This is a genomic window from Vibrio sp. YT-19(2023) (assembly GCF_033337395.1).
This window is the reverse complement of sequence record NZ_JAWOQN010000745.1, coordinates 1-605: the sequence shown is the minus strand read 5'-3', so window position 1 is coordinate 605 and position 605 is coordinate 1. Positions and strand designations below refer to the sequence as shown.

1 protein-coding gene is annotated in these 605 nt (G+C 47.9%); it reads right to left on the bottom strand.

Annotated features, from left to right (window positions below; genetic code table 11):
* Positions 1–605 (bottom strand): succinylglutamate desuccinylase/aspartoacylase family protein (locus R7E78_RS28235; RefSeq protein ID WP_318058895.1); only part of this gene is annotated, 605 nt, incomplete at both ends.

The following is a 605-nucleotide window of genomic DNA, read 5'->3' as shown; positions in this document are numbered from 1 at the left end:
AGCCCTGATCGACTCAATGTTGTGACTTAATACCGTGCCACTAGTCGGTGCCATGTAGCGCTGAATTTCGTCACCAAAGCTATCGTATTGAATCGCAAGCAATTGACATTGTTCAACGGTATCCATCATTTTCACTTGTGGTAAAACGAAGCCACCAAACTCGGCTCGAATACTGATGATCTCGTTACCTTCAAGGCAAGGGATGACTGGAGAAGCTTCACCAGAAATCACTTCGTGGCGCTTTAGCACGTTAAAAATCCCCGCAACCGTACGATCAATCAACGCTTGCTCAGTGTAACGCCCCATGCCCACTTCGATAGTAATGCTTGGAATGCCGCTGTTGTTCCACACGGTTTCTAAAACACCTGCGTCCCCCGGATCGTTTAAGATAGCGTCTGGGTTAATTGAGCGAGCCATTTCCAACGATTGTTCGATACGGAAATCGGCAAACACATACAATGGGTAAGCGGCACCACTGGTTTGGGTGTGCAGATCAATCGCAAGCTCTGCATTTGGCTTAAGCAGATTGTTCCATAATGCAAACAGGTAGCGATTGGCCTCATTGCCGCTTGTGTCGCCTGGGAAAAAGCGGTTTAGGTTTGCTG